This window comes from Methylobacterium brachiatum (assembly GCF_900113845.1).
GTDB lineage: Bacteria > Pseudomonadota > Alphaproteobacteria > Rhizobiales > Beijerinckiaceae > Methylobacterium > Methylobacterium brachiatum.
Window position 1 is genome coordinate 154,631 of the sequence record NZ_FOQW01000012.1, and the last position, 24,528, is coordinate 179,158.

The following is a 24,528-nucleotide window of genomic DNA, read 5'->3' on the forward strand; positions in this document are numbered from 1 at the left end:
GACGATGCGGTGTCTCGAAGGGATCGGCCGGGCCTCGGCGAATCCCGCGATCATGGCCAAGGCCCTGATCGCGCTCCTGATCCTGCCGCTGCTCGCGGCCGGGCCGGCCCAGGCGCAAGTTGCCGGCGCCTGCCCGCCCCCGAAGAAGCTCGCGGCCGGCGCCTGCGTCACCGCCTGCCCGGGCGGGTACGAGGATCGCGGGCGCGACTGCGTCTACCGCAACCAGTCCCGCTGACGGTCAGGTCACACCCACCCGATCCGCCCGAAGAACCCGGCGATCTCGGCCGCGGCCCGGTCGGGGTCCTCCCGGTGGGGGAAGTGGCCGACGCCCGGGAACGGCGCCAGGTCGAGATCCGAGAACGTCTCGCCGAGGCGGTCGGTCCAGGCATAGGGGAAGATCGGGTCGTGCTCGGCCCAGCGCACGCAGGTCGGCACGGCGATCGGCGGCAGGGGCGGGGCCTCGCCCTTGAGCATCGCGATCCGGCCGGCATGGGCCGCCCGGTAATGCGCGAAGCCGCCCGCGAGGTTTCCCGGCTTCCAGAAATTGTCCGCGAAGGCGTCCATCACGGGATCGAATGCGTCCTTGCGGTGCGACCAGTGACGCAGGAAATGGCCGATATAGGCGGCGCAGCTCTCCCGGCTGGCGCCCACCAGGGTCACCGCCAGGTCCATCTGGTTGAAGGACTGGTACCAGATCTCGCTGAGCCGGTCCGGCTCCCCGAGGCGGGGGCCGATCCCGGGATAGACGAAGTCGAACAGGAACAGGCCGGCGCAACGCTCCGGATGGGCGCGCGCCAGCGCCTGGATCACCGCGCCGCCGACATCGTGGCCGACGATGCCGGCGCGGTCGATGCCCAGCGCCTCCAGCAGCGCCGCCATGTCGGCCGCCTGCTCCGGTGGTCCGAAGGCGCCCTCGGGCTTGTCGCTGTCGCCGAAGCCGCGCAGGTCCGGGGCGATCAGGGTGTGGCGGGCGGACAGCCGTTCCATCACCGGCTCCCAGGTCAGCCAGAATTCCGGCCAGCCGTGGAGCAGCAGCAGCGGCGATCCCGTGCCGCGGCGCGCGACATGCAGGTTCGCGCCGTTCACGCGCACGGTCAGGTGCTCGGTGCCGTCCATCGTCCCTCCATCCCGGCGCGCCGGGCCAGCATCTTCGCCTGCAGGCGGCTCCGGCGGGCGGCGATCACCGTGCCGTTGATCTCGCCGCCGAACAGGAACATGGCGGCGAGCCAGTACAGGAACACCAGGAACACCATCGCGGTGGCCAAGCCCCCGTAGGTGGACGCGTAGGCGTTCGAGAACCGGTCGAGATAATAGCCGAAGCCGAGGCCGGCGAGGAACCACAGGATCAGCGTCACCCCGATCCCCGGCAGCACCGACAGGATCGAGCGCCGGCCGGCGGCCACGAACTTGTGGGCGATGATCAGCACCACCGCCAGCAGCAGGGCCGTGACGACGATCCGCCCGATCGCCACCGTGAGGCCCAGGGGCTCCACCCCCGGGGCGACCAGCACGATGTTGCGCCAGATCAGCGGACCCAGCACCACGAGCAGTGCGAAGGCCAGCATCGCGAAGGCGCCGCAGATCACGTAGCCGATCGATTCGAGCCGGGTCAGCCACCACGGGCGGCTCTCCCGCAGGCCGTAGGCCCGGTTCAGGCCGACCCGCAGGCTCTCGACCCCCGAGGAGGAGAAGTAGAGGGCGAACAGGGCGCCGAGCGTCAGCACGCCGCTGCGCTGCTCGGTGAGCACCCGGTGGACCTCGCCGACGATCGGCTTGGCGATCTCCCGGGGCCAGGCGTCGAAGATCAGGTTGCCCGCCTCGTCGGCCAGGGACTGCGTGCCGAACAGGCCGGCGAGCGCCGCGAGCAGGATCAGGAACGGGAACAGGGAGGTCAGGGTCGAGAGCGCGATGTGGCTGGCGATCGCCCAGCCGTCATGGGCGACGAAGCGCTGCGCCGCGAGGCCCGCGACCTGTAATCCGCTGCGGAGAGATTTCACGGGTGTCCAACGATCCTCGTAGCGCGCCCGCCGATGAAGGGCGCGCGGCCCGGCCCGTCAACGCCGCCGGACCCGTCCGGTCCCGTTCGCGGCCCGGTGACGCGCCGCGGCCACGCCGGACCGCCCCGATGGCCGAATCGCCGTTGCCATTTCTCCGCCGGCATGCTCCGTCCGCGCGGTCATGCCCACCCCCCCAGGCGATTCGAACCGCGCGGCCAGCGCCCTCCCGGTGCTGTTCGTCCCGATCTGGGCGACCGGCTTCATCTCCGCCCGGGCCGTGATTCCGCATGCCGATCCGCTGGGCTTCACGGCGGTCCGGTTCACCGGCGTCGCCCTGCTGCTGGCGCTGATCGCCGTGGCCTCCCGGGTGCGCTGGCCCGGGACCCGGGCGGGCTGGCGCGATCCCATCGTCGCGGGCTTCCTGATGCAGGGCATCTACCTGGCGGGGGTGTTCTGGGCGGTGAGCCGGGGGCTCCCGGCCGGGATCGCCGCCCTGGTCGGCAGCCTCCAGCCGCTGCTGACGGCGCTCCTGGCGGGGCCGCTGCTCGGCGAGCGCGTCAGCGGCCGGCGGGCCTTCGGGATCCTGCTGGGCTTTGCCGGGGCCGGGCTGGTGCTCGCCCCGAAGCTCGGCGCCGCCGACCCGTCCGGGATCCCGCCGGTGGCCCTGGCGGTCAGCCTGGTGGCGGTCCTGGCCCTGACGCTGGGCACCCTCTGGCAGAAGCGGACCGGCGGGGGCGGCGACCTCCTGGCCAACGCGACGCTGCAATTCGTGGGCGGGATGGCCTGCGCGATCCCGCTGGCGCTGGCCTTCGGCCACGCGACGATCGACCCGGTCGCGCCCCTGTGGCTCGGGCTCGCCTGGGCGATCCTGGTCAACTCGGTGGCCGGAATCCTACTGCTCCTGGCGCTGATCCGGCGGGGCGCGGTGGCGGGCGTCGCCGCCCTGTTCTTCCTGGTTCCGCCGGTGGCGGCCCTGCTGGGCTACCTGCTGTTCGGCGAGGTGCTCACCCTGGTGCAGGGCGCCGGGATGGCGGTGGCGGCGCTCGGCGTCGCGGTGGCGAGCCGGGCCTGACAGGAGGCCTTGGCGCCGCAGTCCCGGAACCCCCGGTAAGACCCGGTCTTTCGCTTGTTGCCGCCCAGCCGCCGAAGAGCCGGGCCGGATCACCGAGATCCCCGGGAGGCCCCATGAACCAGATCCTCGTCGTCGCGCTCATCTGCGCCGCCAACGTCCAGGCCCCGGACTGCTCGCGGGAGACCGCCCTCGACGTGATCACCGGGCCGGCCCACACGCTGCAGGAATGCCTGATCCAGGGACCGGTACTGGCAGCCAATACCGGTTTCACCGGCGAGAACGGCGCCTACGTGAAGACGCGCTGCGAGCAGAAGCGCTGAGCCGGGCTGAAACGGCTTCCCGTACCGTAGCACGCGGGCACGGCTGTCAGTGATTGTGTATACGAAATAACGTGCGCCGAACCGGTCTCCATTTCGGCCGCGAGCACTCTGACGCATTCAACTTCAGTTCAAGACGCCGCAAATGAAATCTGCTTCGGCCTCGACGTCGGACGGGTTAGAAGACACGATCCAATAAAACGCCACGCGAGCCAAAAACCATGTCCGCATCCCCCGCCATCCAGACCGAGCCGCAGGACGTCGTCAGCCTCGCCAAGGCGGCCGGCGAGAGCGCGAAGGCCCTCGTGGCGGAAGCCACGCGCCGGGTCCGGACGCGCATCCTCGGTACGGACGGGCGGATCGATGCCGGCAAGCTCGAGACCCAGCAGCACGCCGCCCACGGGCTGGCCTGGCTGGCGACCTACGCGGAGGCGGTGGCCGAGCTCGGCGGTTATGCCGAGCGCCTCCAGGCCGAGGGCCGGTTCGGCGAGACCGAGACGCTGCTCGTGCGGATCGGCGCCGGCGAGTATCTCGACCAGCTGTTCTCCGGCATCCCGATGAGCCAGGGCGAGATGGTCCGGCCGACCGGCTCGCTCGGCCTCTCGGCCAAGGAGGTCGCGCAGTACCGCTCGGACGCGGTCGAGACCCTGATCGCCGAGGGCAACACCCCGGAGAACCGCGCCGCCCTGGTGGCGCTGATGCGCGAGGGCGGCGGCTCGGCCACCGTGGGCGCCTCGGGCCTCGACGAGGACATGGAGGCGATCCGCTCCGAGATGCGCCGCTTCGGCAAGGCCGAGGTGGTCGAGCAGGCGCATGAGTGGCACCTGAAGAATGAATACATCCCCATGGAGGTCGTCACCAAGATGGCTGAGCTGGGCGTGTTCGGCCTCACCATCCCGGAGGAATACGGCGGGATGGGCCTGCCCAAGACCGCCATGTGCGTGGTCTCCGAGGAGCTGTCCCGGGCCTATATCGGCGTCGGCTCGCTCGGCACCCGCTCGGAGATCGCCGCCGAGCTGATCCTGTGCGGCGGCACCGAGGAGCAGAAGCACCGCTTCCTGCCGAAGATCGCCAGCGGCGACATTTTGCCGACTGCCGTGTTTACCGAGCCGAACACTGGGTCCGACCTCGCGAGCCTGCGCACCAAGGCCGTCAAGGACGGCGAGACGTGGAAAATCACCGGCAACAAGACCTGGATCACCCATCCGGTCCGGGCCGACATCATGACCGTGCTGGTGCGGACCAAGCCCGAGGAGAAGGGCCATCGCGGCCTCTCGATGCTGATCGCCGAGAAGCCCCGGGGCACGGACGCAGAGCCGTTCCCGGTCCAGGGCCTGTCCGGCGGTGAGATCGAGGTGCTCGGCTACCGGGGCATGAAGGAATACGAGCTGGCCTTCGAGGGGTTCGAGGTGCCCGGCGGCAACCTGCTCGGCGAGGTCGAGGGCAAGGGCTTCGCCCAGCTGATGCAGACCTTCGAATCGGCCCGCATCCAGACCGCGGCCCGGGCGATCGGCGTCGCACAGTCGGCCCTCGACGTGGCCCTGCGCTACGCCGAGGAGCGGGTGCAGTTCGGCAAGGCGCTCGTCAGCTTCCCGCGGGTCGCCGACAAGCTCGCCATGATGGCGGTGGAGATCAACATCGCCCGCCAGCTCACCTATTTCTCGGCCCGCGAGAAGGATGCCGGCAAGCGCTGCGACCTGGAGGCCGGGATGGCCAAGCTGCTCGGCGCCCGCGTCGCCTGGGCGGCCGCCGACAACGCGCTCCAGATCCACGGCGGCAACGGCTTCGCCCTGGAATACCCGGTCAGCCGGATTCTGTGCGACGCCCGCATCCTGTCGATCTTCGAGGGCGCCGCCGAGATCCAGGCCCAGGTCATCGCCCGGCGCCTGCTCGAAGCGGCGTAAAAAGTCCGGATTCACACGGTCCGGGACTTTGTGCGGGTGCCGGGCAGAGCCCGGCTCCATCGGGGCTCTGCCCCGATAGCCCCGCCCAAGGGCTGAGCCCTTCGGGATCCCCGCTACTTGGTGATCTTCACCGAGATCGGGTCGCTCGAGGGGAACGTCTCCTCGAGGGCATCGTCGAGGCGCTCGTCCATCTTCTCGGGCTTGTTGGCGGGATTGGCCTTGTCGTCCGGCTTGGCGCTGCCCTGCTGGAAGCCGGGCTTGGTCTCGTTCTCGAGCTTGTGGTCGTCGGCCATGTCTGTCCCTTATCGGTGACGTGTGCACGCGCGGTGCCTGTGCGCGTCAACGCGACGGGGCCCGGGTGTTTCCGGTTTTTTCGGGCGCAGGGCGTATCAATCAGGCCGTCGCCACCGCCGGGCCGGCTGATAACCGCGTCGCGCGACCTCGCGCAGACGCTTCACGCATCACGATCTCGTAGACGCCCGTCAGCCGGTCGAGATGCACCTCCGGGGTCAGCGGCGCGGTCCAGTAGCGGGCATGCGCGGCCCGGCCCATCCGGGCCGCGAGGGCGTCGTCCGACAGGCGGCGCAGATGGGCGGCGAGCGCATCCGGATCGCCCGAGCGGAACCAGAACCCGGTCTCGCCGTCGACCACCGCCTCCCGGCCGGCGCAGGCATCGCTGACGATCACCGGCGTGCCGCAGGCCAGAGCCTCGTACACGGTGAGCGGCTGGCCCTCGTACCAGACGCTCGGGAAGACCAGCGCCCGCGCCTGCCGCATCAGCGCCTGCACGCCGGCGGGGTCGCGCCAGCCGAGCATCACCGCCTCGGGATAGCGGGTGGCGAGGTCGGCCCGCTCCGAACCGTCGCCGACGAACACGGCCCGCACCCCGGCCCGGCGGGCGGCTTCGGCGAAGATCGGCGCGCCCTTCTCGGTGGAGATCCGGCCGACGAACAGGCAGTCGCCCGGCGGTCCCTCATGGACCGGCGCCTGCGCCACCGCGATCGGGTTGTCGACCCGGTGGAACATCGTGCCGGCGGGCATCAGCGGCCGGACCACGCTCTCCTGCAGGTCGCTGATCGTGACGACGTGGGCGAACAGCTCCGGCAGCCGCGCGACATGCGCGAGCCCGGCATGGCGGATCATCCGGGCGACCTTGCGCGGGTAGCTGCGCGCATCGCACTGCGCCAGGATGCAGGAGGCCGACATCGGCGTGCGGTGGCAGATCGTCTGCTCGGGATAGGCGTAGAACCCGCCGGTCGGGCAGACCAGGAAGAACTCGTGCATCGTGTAGAGGCACGGCAGGCCGGAAGCCCGCAGGGCCGGGCCGATGGCGGGCGACAGCGCCTTGGCGAAGGCGTGGACATGGACCAGCGTGTCCCGCGGATCGCAGGCGGCGAGCTCGGCTGCCAGGGCGCGGGCCGCCGGTGCGTTCCAGATCGCCTGGGCCGCGAAGGCGAGCTTGCTGCGCGCCGTCGTGACGTCGTCCTGACCCAGGCACACCACTCGGATGCCGGCGGGTTCCAGCCGCGGGTCGACCGGGCCCACGGCCGCGAACAGGGTGACGCGGTGACCCCGGGCGGCGAGCCCGAGGGCGGATTCGATCGCGACCTTGGCCTGGCCGCCGTTGATCGCGGCATGGTCGGCGACGAGGACGATGTGCACGTCAGGAAGTCCGCCGCTCTATTTTCGGGGTGGAGATCTGTAACGGCCGGCGGTTGATCCTCCGTAAACCGGCCTGGACTTATGATCGCGGCGGGTCCTGCCGAGACAAGTCATGCATGTCGTGATCCTGGCCGAGTTCGCGACCGCCAGCGGCGGGGCGGAAAAGGTCGCCCTGGAATCCGCCCGCGGGCTCGCCGAGGCCGGCCTGGCGGTCACCTACATCCAGGCGATCCCGGGCCCGGTCGATCCCCTGCTGGACCACGGGAACATCCGGCGGATCGAACTCGGCCTGCCCGACATCTGGACCCTGGGCGGCCTCAAGGCGGCGGCCACCGGGATCTGGCACGCCGCGGCGGCCCGCGCCCTCGAGGCGGCGCTCCGGGAGCTTCCGGCACCGCCGGATTGCCTCCATCTGCACCAATGGACCCGCACCCTGTCGCCGGCGATCTTCCCGGTCCTGACCCGCCTCGCGGTGCCGGTGGTCGTCACCCTGCACGACTACGCCCTAGCCTGCCCGAACGGGGTCTATTACCGGTTCGACCGGGCCGAGCCCTGCGGGCTCACGCCGCTCTCGCCAGCCTGCCTCGCCGCGCCCTGCGATCCGCGGAGCCGGGTTCACAAGCTCGTGCGCGTCGCCCGCGCGGGGGCGCTCCGGCAGGCCCTGCACCGGCGGCCGCTCCATGTCGTCCATGTCTGCGACGCCAGCCGGCGGCGGCTCGGCGACCTGCTCGGCGGCTACGCGCTCACCCATCACCGCGTCGACAACCCCGTCCGGATCGCCGACGGGCCGCCGGCCGATCCCGCCCGGGGCGACGCCATCGCGTATGTCGGGCGCCTGACCCGGGAGAAGGGCGCCGACCTCGTGGCGGACGCGGCCCGGTCCGCCGGGCTCACGGCCCTGTTCGTTGGCGCCGGTCCCCTGGAAGCGGAACTGCGCGCTCGGCCCGGTGTCGAGGTGATCGGCTGGCAGGCGCCGGACGCCGTCTGGGCGCTGCTGCGCAGCCGCGCCCGCGCGCTCGCCGCCCCATCGCGCTGGTACGAGACCGGGCCGCTCACGGTCTACGAGGCCCTGGCGGCCGGCCTTCCCGTGGTCGCCTCCGACCGGTCCGGCGCCGCCGAGAAGGTCCGGGACGGGCGCACCGGCTTCGTGGTCCCCCCCGAGATCGGGGCGTTGGCGGCGGCGTTCTCGGCCCTGCGGGACGATGTCTGCGCGGCGACCCTCGGGGCGAATGCCCGGGCGCAGGTCCGGGCCGCGCCGATGACGCTTGCCACCCATGCCGCCGCGCTCCGGTCGCTCTATGCCGGGCTCGTGCAGCGTGGGACTGGTGCGATGCACCATGCCGGCGCCGCGGCCCGGCCGGACCGGCCGAGCGCTGAATCGGCCTGATACCGAATCGGCAAGTCCCAAACCCGGGCGCGTCGGCTATAGACAGCCGGAAAGATTGATATAGAGAGGCGTCTGTGCGGCCGAATCGCACCATGACCATGCCTGGAACGGCCAAGGTTTATTGGAAGCGGGCGCGTTGCCGCTATGGCGGCGCGAAGACTGTTCAGATACCGGAATCATGCATTTTATCCGGATTCTCGCGCCCGCGCCGCACTCCCGAACATGCACTTGACTTCTTGTTGCACTGCAACATATAGAGACGCGTCACCGCGGACGCAGATCGGCGTCCCATCCCGAGACAGCGTGTGCTGGAGACTTCGATGCAGACCCCGAACTTCGAGATCCCGACCGAGATGCGTGACTTCGCCGAGAAGAGCGTCGACCAGGCGCGCAACGCCGTCGGCACCATGATGGCGAACGCCATCAAGGCGACCGAGCAGGTCCAGGCCTCGGGCCAGACCTTCCAGTCGACCATGACGGCGGCGGTCTCGAAGGGTTTCGAGCACGCGCAGAACAACGCGAACGCGACCTTCGACTTCGCCCAGAAGCTGGCCCGCACCAAGGACCTGCGCGAGGCGTTCGAGCTGCAGTCCGAGTTCGTCCGCAGCCAGTTCGCCGCCCTCCAGGCCCAGGCCAAGGATTTCGGCGCCCTCGCGCAGCAGAACGTCGCCCGCTGAAGACGCACCGATCCGCCCAGAGCGGATCGTTCGAGGCGGTGCCCGGCCCGACGCGGCGGGGCACCGCCGGATAGAAGCCTTCCGAACACGGTCTTCCCTCCGGCCGCCGCTCCGTCAGGGGGCCCGATGCGGACGAGGAGGAGATCGCGCCATGAGCAAGCCGCGTCGACCGAAGGGGCCCCGCCCCGATTGGGCTCCGAAGCCGGCTCTCAATGCCGACGGGCCCGCGCTCCGCGCCGTTCCGCCGCCCACCGACACGGCCATCCCGGACGTGGCGGTTGCCAAGGCCACGGAGACCGTCGCCGCCTCCGAGCCGGATGGTGCCGCGCCGGAGGCTCCCGCAGAGGTCTCGGTCCCGGTGGCCGCCCTCGTCCCACCCGTCACGATCCCGCCGGTGACGGCTCCGTCCGCTGCGCCCGTCGCGCGGGACGAAGCCGCCGAACACCTCACCGCGACCAGCTTAGCCGCGACCAGCCGGGCCGGGTTCACGCCGAATCACCGCGACGGCACCGGCATCGGCTCGACGATCGCCCGCTACATGCGCGGGGAGAGCGAGGCCGCCCTGGCGCATCTGCGGGCCCTGTCGCAAGCGGGCTCGCCGACCGAATTGATGCGTCTGCAGATGGGCGAGGTCCAGCGGGCCGCCGATGCCTCGCTGACCTGCTGGAGCGACGTCATCCGCAAGGCGAGCCGTCTCGTCGCGTTCCGCTGACGCACGATCGCCACGTTCAGGCTGTCGCATGCGCGCGACATGCCGGCCGCCTCGTTCCGGGCAACCGTCGATTAACCATACCGCTCCTATGCCCTATCAAGGGGCACGGGAGTTGAATCCGGACCGATGCCGAGTCGCGCGCGCCAGATCCGTTCCGCCATCCACCGCCTCTGCCTGGCTCTGACGCTGGCAGGCTCGCCCGTCCTCGCGCAGAACGGCGACAAGCCCGCCGCGCCGACGCCCGCGATCGCCATCGGGGCGGATCTCGCCAGCCAGGCCGGCACGACGCGGCTCACCCTGACCCTGTCCCGGGCCGTAGAGGCCCGCGGCTTCGTGATGGAACGGCCCGACCGGGCGGTGATCGACCTGCCGGAGGTCAATTTCCAGCTCGATTCCGGGGCGGGGCGTCGCCGCGACGGCCTCGTCCAATCCTTCCGCTACGGCCTGTTCGCCCCCGGCCGCTCGCGGGTCGTGATCGACCTCGCCGCGCCGGCCACGATCGGGCGGATCGAGACCGTGACCCGGGCCCGGGACGGTGCGGTGCTGCTGACGATCCCGCTCCAGCGCGTCGAGCGCGACGCGTTCCGCAAGGCGGCCGCGGCCAGCGACCCGGCCCCCGCCCAGGCGCGCAGCGCCGCCCCCGAACCCGCCGACCAGCGCCCGCTGATCATGGTCGATGCCGGGCATGGCGGGACCGATCCCGGGGCGATCGCGGTGGGCGGGGTGTTCGAGAAGGACATCGTGTTCGGCTACGCGCAGGCTCTGGTCGAGAAGCTGGAAGCGAGCGGCCGCTACCGGGTCCGGATGACCCGCGACCGGGACGTGTTCGTGCCGCTGGCCGACCGCGTCCGCCTCGCCCGCGAGGCCAAGGCCGACCTGTTCGTGTCGATCCACGCGGATTCGATCTCGGCCGCGCCCCAGGTGCGCGGGGCCACCATCTACACCAACGCCGAGAAGGCGACCGACGTGGAATCCGCCCGGCTCGCCGAGCGCGAGAACAAGGCCGACGCCGCCGCCGGCGCCGATTCCGCCGAGGCCCCCCCGGACATCGCCGACATCCTGCAGGAACTGACCCTGCGGGAGACCCGGGGCTTCTCGTCGGGCTTCGCCCGCACCCTGATGGGCCAGCTCGCCCCGGTCATGGAGATGAGCGCCAAGCCGCACCGGGAGGCGCGCTTCATGGTGCTGCGCTCCCCCGACGTGCCGAGCGTGCTGGTGGAACTCGGCTATCTCTCGAGCAAGCGCGACCTGGAGATGCTGCAATCGCCGGAGTGGCGCGCGGGGGTCACCGGTTCGATGGCGAAGGCGATCGACCTGTTCTTCGGCAACCGCGCGACCCTGAAGCCGTCCACGAACCCGCGCCGGTCGGCGGCCGTCGCCCCAGTTTTACCATAGATAGAGTGTCGATACGGGGTGTCCGACGCCCCGTCGCACCGCCGCTGAACCGGCAATCCGAGGGGGCCTCACGGGAGCGTCCGGGAGCCGACCGCGTCGAATACGGACGCCCGTGCCGGATGAGCCGAACCCGGCATGCGGCCGGGCCAGCGACGAGCGGAACACCGGATGCGTCTGATCCTTCGTTTCTTCGGGATCCTGTTTAGCGCCGGCGCGGTGCTGTTCGTGGTCGGTGCTGCGGCCGGCGGCTACTTCTACTGGAAGTACAGCCAGGACCTGCCCGACCACGCCGCGCTCGCCAATTACGAGCCGCCGGTGATGACCCGCATCCACGCGGCCGACGGCTCCCTGCTGGCCGAATATGCCCGCGAGCGCCGGCTGTACCTGCCGATCCAGGCGATGCCGAAGATCGTGGTCGCGGCCTTCCTGTCGGCCGAGGACAAGAACTTCTACAAGCACGGCGGCATCGACCCCGAGGGGATCGTGCGCGCCTTCCTGACCAACGCCAAGTCGGGCAAGCGGCAGGGCGCCTCGACCATCACCCAGCAGGTCGCCAAGAACTTCCTGCTCTCCTCCGAGCAGACCTATGACCGCAAGATCCGCGAGGCGCTGCTGGCGCTGCGGATCGAGGCCGCCTACTCCAAGGACAAGATCCTGGAGCTCTATCTCAACGAGATCTTCCTCGGCACCATCGTCCCGGGCCGCAACCTGCACGGCGTCGCGGCGGCCGCGCTCGATTATTTCGGCAAGTCGGTCCACGAGCTGACCATCAACGAGGCCGCGTATCTCGCCGCGCTGCCGAAGGGTCCCAACAACTACCACCCCTACCGCAAGACCCAGGCGGCCCTCGACCGCCGCAACGAGATCATCCGCCTGATGGCGGAGAACAGCTACATCACCAAGGAAGAGGCGGATTCCGCCAAGAAGATGCCGCTCGGGGTCAACCCGCGGGTCGCCTTCCCGAACGCCGCCAACGCCAACTACTTCACCGAGGAGGTCCGGCGCGAGATCTCCGAGCGCTACGGCGAGAAGAAGCTCTACGAGGGCGGTCTCTCGGTGCGCGCCACCCTCGATCCGAAGATGCAGGCCTGGGCCCGCAAGGCGCTGGTCGACGGCCTCGTGCGCTACGACCAGGCCCATGGCTGGCGCGGCGCGGTCACCAAGGTCGACCTGACCGGGCGCGACTGGGGCATGGCGGCCGCCGAGGTTCCGGCGCTCGGCGACGTGGCGCCGTGGCGGCTCGCCGTGGTGCTGGGCAATGGCGGCGGCGGGGTCCAGGTCGGCCTCCAGCCCAAGCGCGAGGCGTCGGGCCAGGTCGGCAAGGACCGCGAGACCGGCGTGATCCCCCCGGACGGCATGCGCTGGGCCGGCCGGCCGAACCTCCAGCCCGGCGACATGGTCTATGTCGAGGCGATGGATGGCGGCCGCGGCCAGTACCGCCTGCGCCAGAAGCCCGAGGTCTCCGGTGCCATCGTGGCGATGGACCCGAATACGGGCCGCGTCCACGCGATGGTCGGCGGCTTCTCGTACGACGAATCCGAGTTCAACCGCGCCACCCAGGCGATGCGCCAGCCTGGCTCGTCGTTCAAGCCGATCGTCTACTCGGCGGCGCTGGACAACGGCTACACCCCGTCCTCGATCGTGCAGGACACGCCGATCACCATCGAGGCCGGCCCCGGCCAGGAAGCCTGGACGCCCTCGAACTACGACGGCAAGTCCGGCGGCCCGCACACCCTGCGGTACGGGATCGAGCATTCGAAGAACCTGATGACGGTCCGGCTCGCCAAGGATGTCGGCATGCCGCTCATCGCCGAATACGCCCGCCGCTTCGGCGTCTACGACGACATGCTGCCGGTGCTGCCGATGTCGCTGGGGGCCGGCGAGACCACGGTCATGCGCATGGTCACCGCCTACTCGATGCTCGCCAATGGCGGGCGCCGCATCCGGCCGACGCTGATCGACCGGATCCAGGACCGCATCGGCGAGACGATCTACCGGCACGACAACCGCAAGTGCATCGGCTGCGACGCCGAGAAATGGTCCGGCCAGGACGAGCCGAAGCTGGTGGACGATTCCGAGCAGGTGCTCGACCCGCTGACCGCCTACCAGATGGTCTCGATCATGGAGGGCGTGGTCCAGCGCGGCACCGCGACCCTGCTGAAGCAGATCGGCAAGCCGCTCGCCGGCAAGACCGGCACCACCAACGACGCCAAGGATGCGTGGTTCGTGGGCTTCTCGCCGGATCTCGCGGTCGGGATCTATATCGGCTTCGACAAGCCGCGCTCGCTGGGCGACCGCGCCACCGGCGGCGGCCTCGCGGCGCCGATCGCCCTCGAGTTCCTGAAGGTCGCCCTCAAGGACAAGCCGCCGACCCCGTTCCGGGTGCCGCCCGGGATCAAGCTGATCCGCGTCAACCTCGCCTCCGGCACCCGCGCCGGTTCGGGGGAGGGCGCCGGCACGATCCTGGAGGCGTTCAAGCCCGGCACCGCGCCGCCGGATTCCTACGTCGCCCCGGCCCAGAGCGCCGCCCCCGCGGCGGTCCCGGCGGACCCCGACCGGGCCGCACAGGCGGGCGGGCTCTACTGAGGGATCGGCCTCGGTCCTAACCGTTGGGTAGGACCGAGGCCTTTTGCGCCCGATCCTCCGGCGTTGCCCCGTGGGATGCGCTTCACGCCACTGCGACGAAGCGCGGGCGGCCGCGCCCTTCCAGGCTACGATCTTCTACCGCCCTGCCGGATGCGGGCCTCGGACAGACATCTCTTGCGGCCGAGAATGATCGCGGGCCGCGTTGCGTGGATCCGCGAGCCCGAGCGGGACCCGTCGCGGCCTGCGCAGGCAACAGAAAAAAGCCGCCCGGTTGGGGGCGGCTTGGGAGAGTCATCAGGGAGGCATCAAACAGAGCGGACGAGGTCGTCCAACTCGATATCCAGAACTCTGGATGCCTCTTTATGCCGTGTGAACCTTAATCGGCGGTTAAAAACCAGTTTCCGGCGACGAGCTTACGCGGCGAGACTGTCGAACAATCCGCGCCCGTCGGTGCCGCCGATCAGCCCTTCCACGAAGTTCTCCGGGTGCGGCATCATCCCGAGGACGTTGCCGGCCTCCGAGTAGACCCCCGCGATCGCGTTGAGGGAGCCGTTGCGGTTGGCCTCGACCGTGATCGTCCCGGCGGCGTCGCAGTACCGGAAGGCCACGCGACCCTCGCCCTCGATCCGCGCCAGCGTCTCGGGATCGGCGAAGTAATTGCCCTCGCCATGCGCCACGCAGACGTCGATCACCTGCCCCTTCTGGTAGGCGCTGGTGAAGCGCGTGTCGGTGCGTTCGACCCGGAGGGTCTGCCGGTGGCAGATGAAGCGCCGGTTGACGTTGCGCATCAGCACGCCCGGCAGGAGGCCGGATTCGCACAGGATCTGGAAGCCGTTGCAGATGCCGAGCACGAGGCCGCCCCGGGCGGCATGCGCCCGCACCGCATCCATCGCGGCCGCACGGCCCGCGATGGCACCGCAGCGCAGGTAGTCGCCGTAGGAGAAGCCGCCCGGCAGGACGGCGAGGTCGGTTCCGGCCGGCAGGTCGTGGTCCGCGTGCCAGACCATGCTGACCCGCGCACCCGACCGGCGCAGAGCCCGGGCAACGTCGCTCTCGCGATTCGACCCCGGAAAGACGACGACCGCAGCGTGCATCAGAGGATCTCGATCGCGTAGTTCTCGACGACGGTGTTGGCGAGCAGCTTCTCGCAGGCCGTCCGGAGGGTGGCTTCGGCGGTCGGGCCATCGGCGGCCGAGACCTCGAGATCGAACACCTTGCCCTGGCGGACGCTGTCGATGCCATCGATGCCGAGGGACTTGAGCGCGGCCTCGATCGCCTTGCCCTGCGGGTCCAGCACACCGGTCTTCAGGGTGACGATGATACGGGCTTTCATGGATCTTCCGGTCTCACGCGCAGCCGAAAACGTGGGCGCAACCCGCGGCGTCGTTACACGGGCGGCCGTCGCGCGTTCCCTAGCAGGAAGGCCGCCGGCCTGTCGAACGCCGTGCCGGGCACGGGCCCGGCGACACACCCAATCCGGCTACCGCGACGTGGCGCGGGTGCGGATCGGCTCGATGCTGGTCGCCCGGCGCCAGAGCTGGAGCATGATCCAGGCCGCGAACAGGCTGAAGACGCCCATCAGCACATGGCCGACCCGGTCGCCGAGGTCGAACAGGCCGGCAAGAGCCCAGCCGGCCGCGATGGCGACGGCGAAAACCTCCGTGCCGACGAGGACCATCATGCTCACGATGGTGATGGCGTTGCGCCCGTTCACGAGACTCGTCCCCCGGTCGATTGCGAGGCCCCGGACGAAATGCGCCCGGGACCCGCGCAGCTAGCCCACCGGGGAGGGGGGATGCAACCGCGGGACCCGGGATCGGTGGGTCCGGGCTTCAGCGCGGGGCGCGCTTGGCCAGGATCCGCTGCAGCGTCCGCCGGTGCATGTTGAGGCGCCGGGCGGTCTCGCTGACGTTGCGGCTGCACAGCTCGTAGACCCGCTGGATATGCTCCCAGCGGACCCGGTCCGCGGACATCGGGTTCTCCGGCGGGTCGGCCCTCTCGCCGGGCTGCGCCATCAGCGTGCCGTGGATCTCGTCGGCGTCGGCGGGCTTGGCGAGATAGTCGAACGCGCCGAGCTTCACCGCCGTGACGGCGGTCGCGATGTTGCCGTAGCCGGTGAGGATCACGCCGCGCGCGTCGGGGCGCCGCTCCTTCAGGCGCGCGATCACGTCGAGGCCGTTGCCGTCGCCGAGCCGCATGTCGATCACCGCGAAGGCCGGCGGACGGGCCTCGACGGCCGACACGCCGTCGGCGACGCTGTCGGCGACCTGGACATGGTAGCCGCGGCTTTCCATGGCGCGGGCGAGCCGCGTCGAGAAGGGCTTGTCGTCGTCTACGATCAGCAGGCTGCGGTCGGTGAAGGCGGCGAGCGGATCGGCTTCGTTGATCACGGCGGGATCGATCGCTGCCGTGGTCCCGGGCTGCGTCAGCATCCGGCACTCCTTTCGGGTTTTCGTAAGGGAATTACTCAGTCAGTTCTCGGTCTGATCCTCATATAGGTACGACATCGCGCGGTGGCAGGGGCGCGCCGATATTGAGTTCCGGCGAATGGCGCGGGGCTGCACCCCGTTCGAAGATGTGCCGGGCCCAGGACACCCGCACGATCGCTCCATGGGCGTCCGGCGCCGAGACGTTCATCAGGGCGAGCTGTGCGCCCGAGCGCTCGATCAGGGTCTTGGCGATGAACAGGCCGAGGCCCAGGCCGGCGCCCACGGTCCCGCCGGTCTGCGGGCGGTCGCCGCTGCGGGTGGTTACGTAGGGCTCGCCCGCGCGCAGCAGGACCTCGCTGGAGAAGCCCGGGCCGTCGTCGCGGATCTCGATCCAGACCCGCTCCTGAGTCCAGCGGCCCTCCACGGTGACGCGGGAGGTGGCGAAGTCGACGGCATTGTCGAGGATGTTGGCCAGCCCGAACATCACCCCAGGGTTGCGGCGGCAGGCCGGTTCCGGGCCGTCACCGCGGCTGGAGATTTCTAAGACAGCTCCGAGGGCGCGCTGGGGGGCCACCAGCTCCTCTACGAGATGGCTGAACGTCACGGTCTCCAGGAAGCCGACCCCGTCGCCATCCAGGGACGTGAGCTTGCCGAGGATGCCGCGGCAGCGGTCGACCTGCTCGCGCAGCAGGTTCAGGTCCTCGGCCACCGCCGGCGAGGCGGTGGGCCCGAGCTGGCGGATCAGCTCCTTGGTCACCACCATGATGGTCCCGAGGGGTGTGCCCAATTCGTGGGCAGCCGCCGCCGCGAGGCCGTCGAGCTGCGAGAGGTGCTGCTCGCGGGCGAGCACCAGCTCGGTGGCGGCGAGCGCCTGGGCGAGGAGCCGCGTCTCCTCGGCGACCCGCCAGGCGTAGACGCCCGTGAACGCGGTGCCGAGCAGGATCGCGGTCCAGACCCCGGACACGTACAGGAACGGCAATTCGATCCGCCCGTCCGAGAACCAGGGCAGCGGCCGGTGCACCAGGGCGAGCAGCGTCGCCAGCCCCACGGCGAGCAGGCCGAGCGCCAGGGTCCGCTCCGGCGGCAGCGCGGTGGCGGAGATCAGCACGGGGGCGAGGAACAGCAGCGAGAACGGGTTCTGAAGGCCGCCGGTGAGGAACAGCAGCGCGGCGAGCTGCACGATGTCGAAGGCGAGCAGCAGCGCCGCGGAATCGTCGCTCAGCCGGTAGCTCGCCGGGAAGCGGATCCGCAGGGCCAGGTTCAGCCAGGACGAGGTCGCGATCACCAGGAAGCACCAGCCGAACGGCAGCGCCAGCCCGAGACCGAACTGCGCGCCGACCACGGCGGCGCTCTGGCCGGTGATGGCGAGCCAGCGCAGGCGGACGAAGGTGTCGAGCCGGAGGTGGCGGGCGTTGCGGACGAGGCCGTTGAGGTCGCTATCGGGCATGGGGTTATCGGTGGAGCGCCGGTCGGGCCGCGCCGGCGCGGATTTTCAAGATGGGTACCGCGGCACCGGATCCGGAGCGGGCCGCCGGATCCGTCGCGCCGAGGGCGTGGTCACGGGCAAGTCGCCCGGGGCGGGGGATGTTCCGTGATCGTTCAGGGTGGAACCTTATCCTACGCGGCGGGTTGCAGCAGGCTCCGCGCGCAGGCCGGATGTCGGCGGCCCGGATGGTGTGTCGTCCCGCGGCGGACCGGTCCCGGTCGGCCCCGGGCGGCATTCGAGACCGCGAGGTGGCGATGCTCCTGGCTTACGCGATGTTCGAAGGCGCCCGCGCCCTGATGGCGCCGGCCCGGGTCGCCGCGGACCTGACCCGCCACGCCCTCCAGATGCCCGGCAATCCCCTGGCCTACGGGCCCTACGCCCGGGCGATCAGCGCCGGCTGCGAGATGTTCGAGCGCGCCACGCGCCGCTACGGCAAGCCCGCCTTCGGGTTCACCGAGACGCGGGTCGACGGGATCGCGGTCCCGGTCAGCGAGCGCGTCGTCTGGGAGCGGCCGTTCTGCCGCCTGGTCGCGTTCGAGCGCGCCTTCCTCACGCCACCCGCCGAGCCGCAGCCCAAGCTGCTCATCGTCGCGCCGATGTCGGGTCACTACGCCACGCTGCTGCGCGGCACCGTGGAGGCGATGCTGCCGAACCACCGGGTCTACATCACCGACTGGACCGATGCCCGGATGGTGCCGCTGACCTTCGGGAGCTTCGACCTCGACACCTATATCGACTACCTGCAGGAGATGTTCGCGATCCTCGGGCCGGACCTGCACATCATGGCGGTGTGCCAGCCGGCGGTGCCGGTTCTGGCCGCGGTGGCGCTCATGGAGGCCAAGGCCGATCCGGCGGGCGATCCGGCCGTGCCGGCCTCGATGACCCTGATGGGCGGCCCGATCGACACCCGCCGCTCACCCACGGCCGTGAACTGCCTCGCCCAGGAGCGCGGCCAGGCCTGGTTCGAGCGCAACACGATCAGCCTGGTGCCGCCGATCTATCCGGGGGCCTGGCGCCGGGTCTATCCGGGCTTCCTGCAGCTGTCGGGCTTCATGGCGATGAACCTCGACCGCCACGTCACCGCCCATTCGGACATGTTCGACCATCTGGTGAAGGGCGACGGCGACTCGGCCGAGAAGCACCGGGAATTCTACGACGAGTACCTGGCGGTGATGGATCTCACCGCGGAGTACTACCTCCAGACCGTGCAGACCGTCTTCGTCGACCACGCTCTGCCCAAGGGGCAGATGCGCCACCGCGGCACCCCGGTCGATCTCGGGGCGATCCGCCGCTGCGCCATCCTGGCCGTTGAGGGCGAGAACGACGACATTTCCGGGGTCGGCCAGACCAAGGCGGCCCTCGAGCTGACGCCGAACCTGCCCGAATCCCGCAAGGCCTACCATCTCCAGGCGGGCGTCGGGCATTACGGCGTGTTCAACGGTTCCCGCTACCGGACGGTCATCGCCCCGCGGATCGCCGCCTTCATCCGCGCCCAACCGGCGGAGGCCGGCTCGCACCTGCGCCAGGTCAGCTGAGGCAAGTCCCGGTTTCGAAAGGTCCGAGACCTTTCGCGGGTCCAGGGCGGAGCCCTGGCCTCCGGGTGACGCCGCACCGAGCCCCACGAAAGGGCTGAGAGCCCTCTGAAATCCCTTTCGTGAGCTTGCGCTCCCGCCCCGTCCTGCCGGGCGGTCGCGCTGCATTTTGAATTCTCTTCCCCTCACGGTGGCGCGAGGCTTGCGAGGCAGCGCCCGTGAGCATGACGACCGCCGATCCCCCGACGCCCATCCGTGTCCCCTGCCGGCCTGCATCCGGCCGGACGACGGCGCGCGCGAACAGGATGCGGATAACTAGAATTCAAATCTCCAAAACCGTCTTGCGGCAGCAGGGAACTGGCGCATGCTGCTGATCGCGTGAAATGCCAGCCCGCTCCGGCCCCGATACGGGACCGAAGCCTTCCGTCGACCGAGTCACAGGCGCACCCGGGGTGCGGGCCGGTAGCCGGGATCGCAATCCCGCCGGCCAGGGAGATCACGATGGACCGCAGGACCTTCCTCAAGGGCTCGGCCGCACTCGGGCTGGCAGCGCCGCAGATCGCGATGCCGGCCGTGGCGCAGGGCGCCAAGGTGCTGCGCTTCGTGCCCCAGGCGAACCTCGCCAATTTCGATCCGATCTGGGGCACGCAATACGTCGTGCGCAATGCCGGCACCCTCGTCTGGGACATGCTCTACGGGGTCGACGCGCAGCTGAAGCCGCAGCGGCAGATGGTCGAATCCGAGGAGGTCTCGGGCGACCAGCTGACCTGGACCTTCCGGCTCCGCCCCGGCCAGACATTCCATGACGGCGAGCCGGTGCTCGCCAAGGATGTCGTGGCGAGCCTGACCCGCTGGATGGCCCGCGACCCGATCGGCCTGATGATCCGCGGGATCCAGGACGACCTCGCCGCCGTGGACGACCGGTTGTTCCGCTGGCGCCTCAAGAAGCCCTTCCCGAAGCTCCTCTACGCGCTCGGCAAGACCAACGCCCCGATGGCCCTGATCATGCCGGAGCGGATCGCCAAGACCGACCCGTTCACGCAGATCACCGAATATGTCGGCTCGGGCCCGATGACCTTCGTGCGCAACGAATGGGTGCCGGGCGCCCGGGCCGTGTTCCAGAAGTTCGCCGGCTACAAGCCCCGCGCGGAACCGAATTCCTGGCTGGCCGGGGGCAAGCACATCCTGGTCGACCGGGTGGAGTGGGTGATCATGCCGGACGCGGCCACCGCCTCGGCGGCCCTGCAGAACGGCGAGGTCGATTGGTGGGAGAACCCGATCTCCGACCTCGTGCCGCTCCTGCGCAAGAACGCCAACCTCAACGTCGATATCGCCGATCCGCTGGGCAATGTCGGGTCGTTCCGGATGAACCACCTGTATCCGCCCTTCGACAACCCGAAGATCCGTCAGGCGGTCATGACCGCCATGAACCAGGAGGATTACATGCGGGCGATCGTCGGCGACGACGACAGCCTGTGGAAGAAGCTACCGGGCTTCTTCACGCCGGGGACGCCGCTCTACAGCGAGGCGGGGGGCGCCCATGTCGGTAAGGGCGACCTCAAGCTCGGCCAGAAGCTGCTCAAGGAAGCCGGCTACAAGGGCGAGCCGGTGGTCTGCATCGTGGCCCAGGACCAGGGGATCACCAAGGCGCAGGGCGACATCACCGCCGACCTCTTGAAGCAGATGGGCTTTAACGTCGATTTCGTCGCCACCGACTGGGGCACCACCGGCACCCGCCGGGCCTCCAAGGCGCCGCCGAGCCAGGGCGGCTGGAACATGTTCCACACCTGGCACGCGGGCGCCGACTGCATCAATCCGGCGGGCTACCCCGCGGTCCGGGCCAGCGGCGACAAGGCCTGGTTCGGCTGGCCGAACGTCCCGCCCGTGGAGGCGGCCATCGCCGAATGGTTCGACGCGGCCGACCCGGCCGCCGAGAAGGCCGCCATCGACAAGGTCAACGCCGCCGCCTGCGAGGGCGTGGTCTACGTCCCGACCGGGTTCTTCCTCGGCTACCAGGCCTGGCGCAAGAGCGTCTCGGGCGTCGTGAAGGGGCCGATCCCGTTCACCTGGGGCGTGTCGAAGGCGTGATGGGGCGGATGGTTGTCATGTCGGCACGCGCGCCGCGCACATCCTCCCCCCTTTGCGGGGGAGGGTGGCCCCTGCGTCAGCAGGGGTCGGGAGAGGGGAGCCCGGCTGCCGGGAAGGGTGCAGCCTTCATGAAGGCCACCACTTCGTCCTGCGCCGCCGCTCCCCTCTCCCGACCCCCTTCGGGGGCCACCCTCCCCCGCAAAGGGGGGAGGGGACTGCGTCGAGCCCACCGCAACACCCAGCCCACGACATAGCGGAGGACCCATGCTCGGCTATATCGGCAGGCGCATCCTGGCCACCATCCCGGTGATGGCGGTGGTCGGCTTGTTCGTCTTCAGCCTCCTCTACTTCGCCCCCGGCGATCCGGCCGCGATCATCGCGGGCGACCAGGCGACGCCGGACGACGTCGCCCGCATCCGCGCCTCGCTCGGCCTCGACCGGCCGTTCCTGGTGCGGTTCGGCGAATGGTCCTGGCAGATCCTCCACGGGGATCTCGGCACCTCGATCTTCACCAACCTGCCGGTCACCACGATGATCGGCCAGCGGGTGCAGCCGACCGTGTCGCTGATGCTGGTCACCCTGATCCTGGCCATCGTGGTGGCGGTGCCGCTCGGCGTCGTGGCGGCCTGGAAGGCCGGCAGCCTGATCGACCGGCTGGTCATGGGACTCGCGGTGCTGGGCTTCTCGGTGCCGGTCTTCGTGGTCGGCTACGTGCTCGCCTACGTGTTCGCCCTCGAGCTCGGCTGGCTGCCGGTGCAGGGCTACACGCCGATCGAGCAGGGCCTGTGGCCATGGTTCGCGAACCTGATCCTGCCCGCGGTAACGCTCGGCCTCGTCTACATCGCGCTGATCGCCCGGGTGACGCGGGCGACCATGCTGGACGTGCTGAGCCAGGATTACGTCCGCACCGCCCGGGCCAAGGGGCTGGCGCAGGGGCCGGTGCTGTTCATCCACGCCCTGAAGAACGCCGCCGTGCCGATCGTCACCGTGATCGGCATCGGCATCGCCCTGCTGATCGGCGGCGCCGTGGTCACCGAGACGGTCTTCGCGATCCCCGGGCTCGGCCGCCTCACGGTCGATGCGATCCTGCGGCGCGATTACCCGGTCATCCAGGGCGTCGTCCTGCTGTTCAGCTTCGTCTACGTGCTGGTGAACCTCGCCATCGACCTGTTCTACACCTTGCTCGACCCGAGGATCCGCTATTGACCGCGACCGTCGCGCCTCTCTCCGGTCCGCCCCTCGCCCGGGACCCGTCGCTCAAGGACGCGCCGCCCAAGGGGCCGCCCCCCGCGGGCATCGCCGTCGCCACGCCGATGCCGGACGTGATCCCGGCGCGCAAGCGCCGGGGGCCGGTCTGGACCTATGTCCGCCGCCACCCGACCATCGTGGTCGGCGGGATCCTGCTGCTGGTCGTGTTCCTGATGGCGGTGCTGGCCCCCTATCTCGGCACCGTCGATCCCACCGCCCTGGCCCCGGCTAAGCGCACCCGCGTGCCCTCGGCCCAGTACTGGTTCGGCACCGACATGCTCGGCCGAGACATCTACTCGCGGGTGGTCTACGGCGCCCGCGTGTCGCTGCTGGTCGGCTTCTCGGTGGCGCTCCTCGCCTCGGTTGCGGGGCTCGCGGTCGGCCTGATTTCCGGGATGGTGCGCTGGCTCGACGGGATCGTGATGCGGATCGTCGACGGCATGATGTCGATCCCGCCGATCCTGCTGGCCATCACCCTGATGGCGCTCACCCGCGGCTCGGTCCAGAACGTGATCGTGGCGATCACCATCGCGGAGATCCCCCGGGTCGCCCGGCTGGTCCGGGGCGTCGTGCTGTCCCTGCGCGAGCAGCCCTATGTCGAGGCCGCCGTGACCACGGGCACGCGCATGCCGGCGATCATCTGGCGCCACATCCTGCCCAACACCCTGGCGCCCATGACCGTGCAGGCGACCTATATCTGCGCCTCCGCGATGATCACCGAGGCGATCCTGTCGTTCATCGGTGCGGGCGTGCCGCCCTCGACGCCGTCCTGGGGCAACATCATGGCCGAGGGCCGGGCCCTCTGGCAGGTGAAGTTCTACATCATCCTGTTCCCGGCGATCTTCCTGTCCATGACGGTGCTCGCGGTGAACCTCGTCGGCGACGGCCTGCGCGACGCCCTCGACCCCCGCATGGCGAAAGACGCATGAGGAGCCCCGGCGTGAACGGCGTACCCCTCCTCTCCATCGAGAACCTGCAGGTCCATTTCCGCACCCCCGACGGGGCCAACCGGGCGGTGGACGGCGTGTCCTTCGCGATCCAGGCCGGGGAGACCCTGGCGATCGTCGGTGAATCCGGCTGCGGCAAGTCGGTGACCGCGATGTCGATCCTGCGGCTCCTGCCCGAGCCGCCGGCCAGCATCGCCGGCGCCATCCGGTTCGAGGGCCAGAACCTCCTCGACCTGCCCATGAAGGCGATGCGCAAGATCCGCGGCAACGACATCAGCGTCATCTTCCAGGAGCCGATGACCAGCCTGAACCCGGTGCTGACCGTCGGCCGCCAGATCGGCGAGACCTTAAGGCTGCACCAGGGCCTGAGCCGGCGCGAGGCCGAGGCGCGGGCGGTGGAGATGCTGACGCTGGTCGGCATCCCGGAGCCCGGGCGCCGGGTCCGGGAATACCCGCACCAGCTCTCGGGCGGCATGCGCCAGCGGGTGATGATCGCCATCGCGCTCGCCTGCTCGCCCAAGCTCCTGATCGCGGACGAGCCGACCACGGCGCTCGACGTGACCATCCAGGCGCAGATCCTCGACCTGATGCGCGACCTGAAGCGCCGGGTCGGCGCCGCGATCATGCTGATCACCCACGATCTTGGCGTGGTCGCCGAGGTCGCCGACCGGGTGGTGGTGATGTATGCCGGCCGGAAGGTCGAGGAGGCGCCGGTCCGCGACCTGTTCCGGGCGCCGCGCCACCCCTACACCCGCGGGCTGATGGGGGCGGTGCCCAAGCTCGGCGCGGTCGAGCACGGCGCCACCGAGCGGCTCGCCGAGATCCCCGGCATGGTCCCGAGCCTGAAGCAGCGGATCGAGGGCTGCGTCTTCGCCGGCCGCTGCCCGGACGTGACCGACCTGTGCCGCGCCTACGCCCCGGCTCTGGAGCCGAAGGCCCCGGCCCACCTCGCCGCCTGCCACTACGCGCCCAAGGACGCCCTCGCGGCATGATCGTTTGTGACTTGGCTGGCGCAGAATCCCTTCGCCTTCGCAGCGGCCGTCGAATTCACGGGATGCCGGATGCGGCGCGGGTCTCCTCTCCCGTGCG

Annotated in this window: 23 protein-coding genes; 14 read left to right on the forward strand and 9 right to left on the reverse strand. The window is 70.4% G+C overall.

Annotated features, from left to right (window positions below):
- Positions 1 to 4: 4 nt before the first annotated feature.
- Entirely contained in the window at positions 5 to 235 is a 231-nt protein-coding gene (locus BMZ47_RS17290; RefSeq protein WP_007565263.1) for a hypothetical protein, read from the forward strand.
- Between the two features lie 8 nt (positions 236 to 243).
- On the opposite strand, the gene BMZ47_RS17295 is transcribed toward BMZ47_RS17290, so the two are convergent.
- Positions 244 to 1,116, reverse strand: a complete 873-nt coding sequence (locus BMZ47_RS17295; protein ID WP_091863558.1) for an alpha/beta fold hydrolase — start codon at positions 1,114 to 1,116, stop codon at positions 244 to 246.
- Positions 1,095 to 1,997 carry a YihY/virulence factor BrkB family protein gene (locus BMZ47_RS17300; protein WP_007565259.1) on the reverse strand — a complete coding sequence of 301 codons (903 nt, stop codon included), beginning with the start codon at positions 1,995 to 1,997 and terminating at the stop codon, positions 1,095 to 1,097. The genes BMZ47_RS17295 and BMZ47_RS17300 overlap by 22 nt, the downstream gene beginning before the upstream one ends.
- 181 nt (positions 1,998 to 2,178) lie before the next feature.
- On the opposite strand from BMZ47_RS17300, the gene BMZ47_RS17305 reads away from it, so the two are divergent.
- The 3 genes from BMZ47_RS17305 (at position 2,179) to BMZ47_RS17315 (ending at position 5,290) form a co-directional block, all read left to right on the forward strand.
- Positions 2,179 to 3,069, forward strand: a complete 891-nt coding sequence (locus BMZ47_RS17305; protein WP_091863559.1) for a DMT family transporter — start codon at positions 2,179 to 2,181, stop codon at positions 3,067 to 3,069.
- A 113-nt stretch (positions 3,070 to 3,182) separates the two neighbouring features.
- The gene (locus BMZ47_RS17310) at positions 3,183 to 3,389 is read left to right on the forward strand and encodes a hypothetical protein (protein WP_007565256.1); all 207 of its coding nucleotides are present in this window, start codon (positions 3,183 to 3,185) and stop codon (positions 3,387 to 3,389) included.
- 218 nt (positions 3,390 to 3,607) lie between these two features.
- Complete coding sequence (locus BMZ47_RS17315; RefSeq protein WP_091863560.1) at positions 3,608 to 5,290, forward strand: acyl-CoA dehydrogenase family protein; 1,683 nt, start codon at positions 3,608 to 3,610, stop codon at positions 5,288 to 5,290.
- Between the two features lie 113 nt (positions 5,291 to 5,403).
- Here the strand turns inward: BMZ47_RS17315 and BMZ47_RS17320 are convergent, their stop codons facing one another.
- Positions 5,404 to 5,583: a hypothetical protein gene (locus BMZ47_RS17320; protein ID WP_007565252.1), complete on the reverse strand. Its 180-nt coding sequence runs from the start codon at positions 5,581 to 5,583 to the stop codon at positions 5,404 to 5,406.
- 100 nt (positions 5,584 to 5,683) lie between these two features.
- Entirely contained in the window at positions 5,684 to 6,952 is a 1,269-nt protein-coding gene (locus BMZ47_RS17325; protein ID WP_091863561.1) for a glycosyltransferase family 4 protein, read from the reverse strand.
- A 112-nt stretch (positions 6,953 to 7,064) separates the two neighbouring features.
- Here BMZ47_RS17325 and BMZ47_RS17330 point away from each other — a divergent pair, with 112 nt between their 5' ends.
- The 5 genes from BMZ47_RS17330 to BMZ47_RS17350 all read left to right on the forward strand — a co-directional run bounded on the left by BMZ47_RS17330 (position 7,065) and on the right by BMZ47_RS17350 (position 13,709).
- A complete protein-coding gene (locus BMZ47_RS17330; protein WP_091863562.1) occupies positions 7,065 to 8,339 on the forward strand; it encodes a glycosyltransferase family 4 protein in 1,275 nt (424 codons plus the stop codon).
- A 320-nt stretch (positions 8,340 to 8,659) separates the two neighbouring features.
- A complete protein-coding gene (locus BMZ47_RS17335; protein WP_007565246.1) occupies positions 8,660 to 9,016 on the forward strand; it encodes a phasin in 357 nt (118 codons plus the stop codon).
- 151 nt (positions 9,017 to 9,167) lie between these two features.
- Entirely contained in the window at positions 9,168 to 9,728 is a 561-nt protein-coding gene (locus tag BMZ47_RS17340; RefSeq protein WP_091863563.1) for a hypothetical protein, read from the forward strand.
- 126 nt (positions 9,729 to 9,854) lie between these two features.
- Positions 9,855 to 11,123, forward strand: a complete 1,269-nt coding sequence (locus BMZ47_RS17345; protein ID WP_007565243.1) for an N-acetylmuramoyl-L-alanine amidase — start codon at positions 9,855 to 9,857, stop codon at positions 11,121 to 11,123.
- A gap of 168 nt (positions 11,124 to 11,291) precedes the next feature.
- On the forward strand, positions 11,292 to 13,709 hold the full coding sequence (locus tag BMZ47_RS17350) for a penicillin-binding protein 1A (protein ID WP_007565241.1): 2,418 nt from the start codon (positions 11,292 to 11,294) through the stop codon (positions 13,707 to 13,709).
- 413 nt (positions 13,710 to 14,122) lie between these two features.
- Here the strand turns inward: BMZ47_RS17350 and purQ are convergent, their stop codons facing one another.
- The 5 genes from purQ to BMZ47_RS17375 form a co-directional block, all read right to left on the reverse strand.
- Positions 14,123 to 14,803 (reverse strand): phosphoribosylformylglycinamidine synthase subunit PurQ, encoded by a 681-nt coding sequence (gene purQ, locus BMZ47_RS17355; RefSeq protein WP_007565239.1) that lies wholly within the window; start codon positions 14,801 to 14,803, stop codon positions 14,123 to 14,125.
- On the reverse strand, positions 14,803 to 15,042 hold the full coding sequence (purS, locus tag BMZ47_RS17360) for a phosphoribosylformylglycinamidine synthase subunit PurS (RefSeq protein WP_007565237.1): 240 nt from the start codon (positions 15,040 to 15,042) through the stop codon (positions 14,803 to 14,805). Before purS ends, purQ begins: the two co-directional genes overlap by 1 nt.
- Before the next feature lie 147 nt (positions 15,043 to 15,189).
- On the reverse strand, positions 15,190 to 15,423 hold the full coding sequence (locus tag BMZ47_RS17365) for a hypothetical protein (RefSeq protein ID WP_007565235.1): 234 nt from the start codon (positions 15,421 to 15,423) through the stop codon (positions 15,190 to 15,192).
- Between the two features lie 118 nt (positions 15,424 to 15,541).
- Positions 15,542 to 16,141, reverse strand: coding sequence for an ActR/PrrA/RegA family redox response regulator transcription factor (locus BMZ47_RS17370; RefSeq protein ID WP_007565233.1), 600 nt, complete (start codon positions 16,139 to 16,141; stop codon positions 15,542 to 15,544).
- A 58-nt stretch (positions 16,142 to 16,199) separates the two neighbouring features.
- Positions 16,200 to 17,585 carry an ActS/PrrB/RegB family redox-sensitive histidine kinase gene (locus BMZ47_RS17375; RefSeq protein WP_007565232.1) on the reverse strand — a complete coding sequence of 462 codons (1,386 nt, stop codon included), beginning with the start codon at positions 17,583 to 17,585 and terminating at the stop codon, positions 16,200 to 16,202.
- Between the two features lie 293 nt (positions 17,586 to 17,878).
- Between BMZ47_RS17375 and BMZ47_RS17380 the strand changes: the two genes are divergently transcribed.
- The 5 genes from BMZ47_RS17380 (at position 17,879) to BMZ47_RS17400 (ending at position 24,431) form a co-directional block, all read left to right on the forward strand.
- On the forward strand, positions 17,879 to 19,159 hold the full coding sequence (locus BMZ47_RS17380) for a polyhydroxyalkanoate depolymerase (protein WP_091863613.1): 1,281 nt from the start codon (positions 17,879 to 17,881) through the stop codon (positions 19,157 to 19,159).
- Positions 19,160 to 19,657: 498 nt separating this feature from the next.
- A complete protein-coding gene (locus tag BMZ47_RS17385; protein ID WP_091863564.1) occupies positions 19,658 to 21,244 on the forward strand; it encodes an ABC transporter substrate-binding protein in 1,587 nt (528 codons plus the stop codon).
- A gap of 264 nt (positions 21,245 to 21,508) precedes the next feature.
- Complete coding sequence (locus tag BMZ47_RS17390) at positions 21,509 to 22,450, forward strand: ABC transporter permease (RefSeq protein ID WP_091863565.1); 942 nt, start codon at positions 21,509 to 21,511, stop codon at positions 22,448 to 22,450.
- Entirely contained in the window at positions 22,447 to 23,421 is a 975-nt protein-coding gene (locus BMZ47_RS17395) for an ABC transporter permease (protein ID WP_208601065.1), read from the forward strand. The genes BMZ47_RS17390 and BMZ47_RS17395 overlap by 4 nt, the downstream gene beginning before the upstream one ends.
- Positions 23,418 to 24,431, forward strand: a complete 1,014-nt coding sequence (locus BMZ47_RS17400) for an ABC transporter ATP-binding protein (protein WP_039903295.1) — start codon at positions 23,418 to 23,420, stop codon at positions 24,429 to 24,431. The genes BMZ47_RS17395 and BMZ47_RS17400 overlap by 4 nt, the downstream gene beginning before the upstream one ends.
- Positions 24,432 to 24,528: the final 97 nt, after the last annotated feature.

Coding starts and splice junctions, on each gene's coding strand:
- BMZ47_RS17290 (WP_007565263.1), top strand. CDS start 5: ATGCGGTGTCTCGAAGGGATCGGCCGGGCCTCGGCGAATCCCGCGATC.
- BMZ47_RS17295 (WP_091863558.1), bottom strand. CDS start 1,116: ATGGACGGCACCGAGCACCTGACCGTGCGCGTGAACGGCGCGAACCTG.
- BMZ47_RS17305 (WP_091863559.1), top strand. CDS start 2,179: ATGCCCACCCCCCCAGGCGATTCGAACCGCGCGGCCAGCGCCCTCCCG.
- BMZ47_RS17310 (WP_007565256.1), top strand. CDS start 3,183: ATGAACCAGATCCTCGTCGTCGCGCTCATCTGCGCCGCCAACGTCCAG.
- BMZ47_RS17315 (WP_091863560.1), top strand. CDS start 3,608: ATGTCCGCATCCCCCGCCATCCAGACCGAGCCGCAGGACGTCGTCAGC.
- BMZ47_RS17320 (WP_007565252.1), bottom strand. CDS start 5,583: ATGGCCGACGACCACAAGCTCGAGAACGAGACCAAGCCCGGCTTCCAG.
- BMZ47_RS17330 (WP_091863562.1), top strand. CDS start 7,065: ATGCATGTCGTGATCCTGGCCGAGTTCGCGACCGCCAGCGGCGGGGCG.
- BMZ47_RS17335 (WP_007565246.1), top strand. CDS start 8,660: ATGCAGACCCCGAACTTCGAGATCCCGACCGAGATGCGTGACTTCGCC.
- BMZ47_RS17340 (WP_091863563.1), top strand. CDS start 9,168: ATGAGCAAGCCGCGTCGACCGAAGGGGCCCCGCCCCGATTGGGCTCCG.
- BMZ47_RS17345 (WP_007565243.1), top strand. CDS start 9,855: ATGCCGAGTCGCGCGCGCCAGATCCGTTCCGCCATCCACCGCCTCTGC.
- BMZ47_RS17350 (WP_007565241.1), top strand. CDS start 11,292: ATGCGTCTGATCCTTCGTTTCTTCGGGATCCTGTTTAGCGCCGGCGCG.
- purQ (WP_007565239.1), bottom strand. CDS start 14,803: ATGCACGCTGCGGTCGTCGTCTTTCCGGGGTCGAATCGCGAGAGCGAC.
- purS (WP_007565237.1), bottom strand. CDS start 15,042: ATGAAAGCCCGTATCATCGTCACCCTGAAGACCGGTGTGCTGGACCCG.
- BMZ47_RS17370 (WP_007565233.1), bottom strand. CDS start 16,141: ATGCTGACGCAGCCCGGGACCACGGCAGCGATCGATCCCGCCGTGATC.
- BMZ47_RS17375 (WP_007565232.1), bottom strand. CDS start 17,585: ATGCCCGATAGCGACCTCAACGGCCTCGTCCGCAACGCCCGCCACCTC.
- BMZ47_RS17380 (WP_091863613.1), top strand. CDS start 17,879: ATGCTCCTGGCTTACGCGATGTTCGAAGGCGCCCGCGCCCTGATGGCG.
- BMZ47_RS17385 (WP_091863564.1), top strand. CDS start 19,658: ATGGACCGCAGGACCTTCCTCAAGGGCTCGGCCGCACTCGGGCTGGCA.
- BMZ47_RS17390 (WP_091863565.1), top strand. CDS start 21,509: ATGCTCGGCTATATCGGCAGGCGCATCCTGGCCACCATCCCGGTGATG.
- BMZ47_RS17400 (WP_039903295.1), top strand. CDS start 23,418: ATGAGGAGCCCCGGCGTGAACGGCGTACCCCTCCTCTCCATCGAGAAC.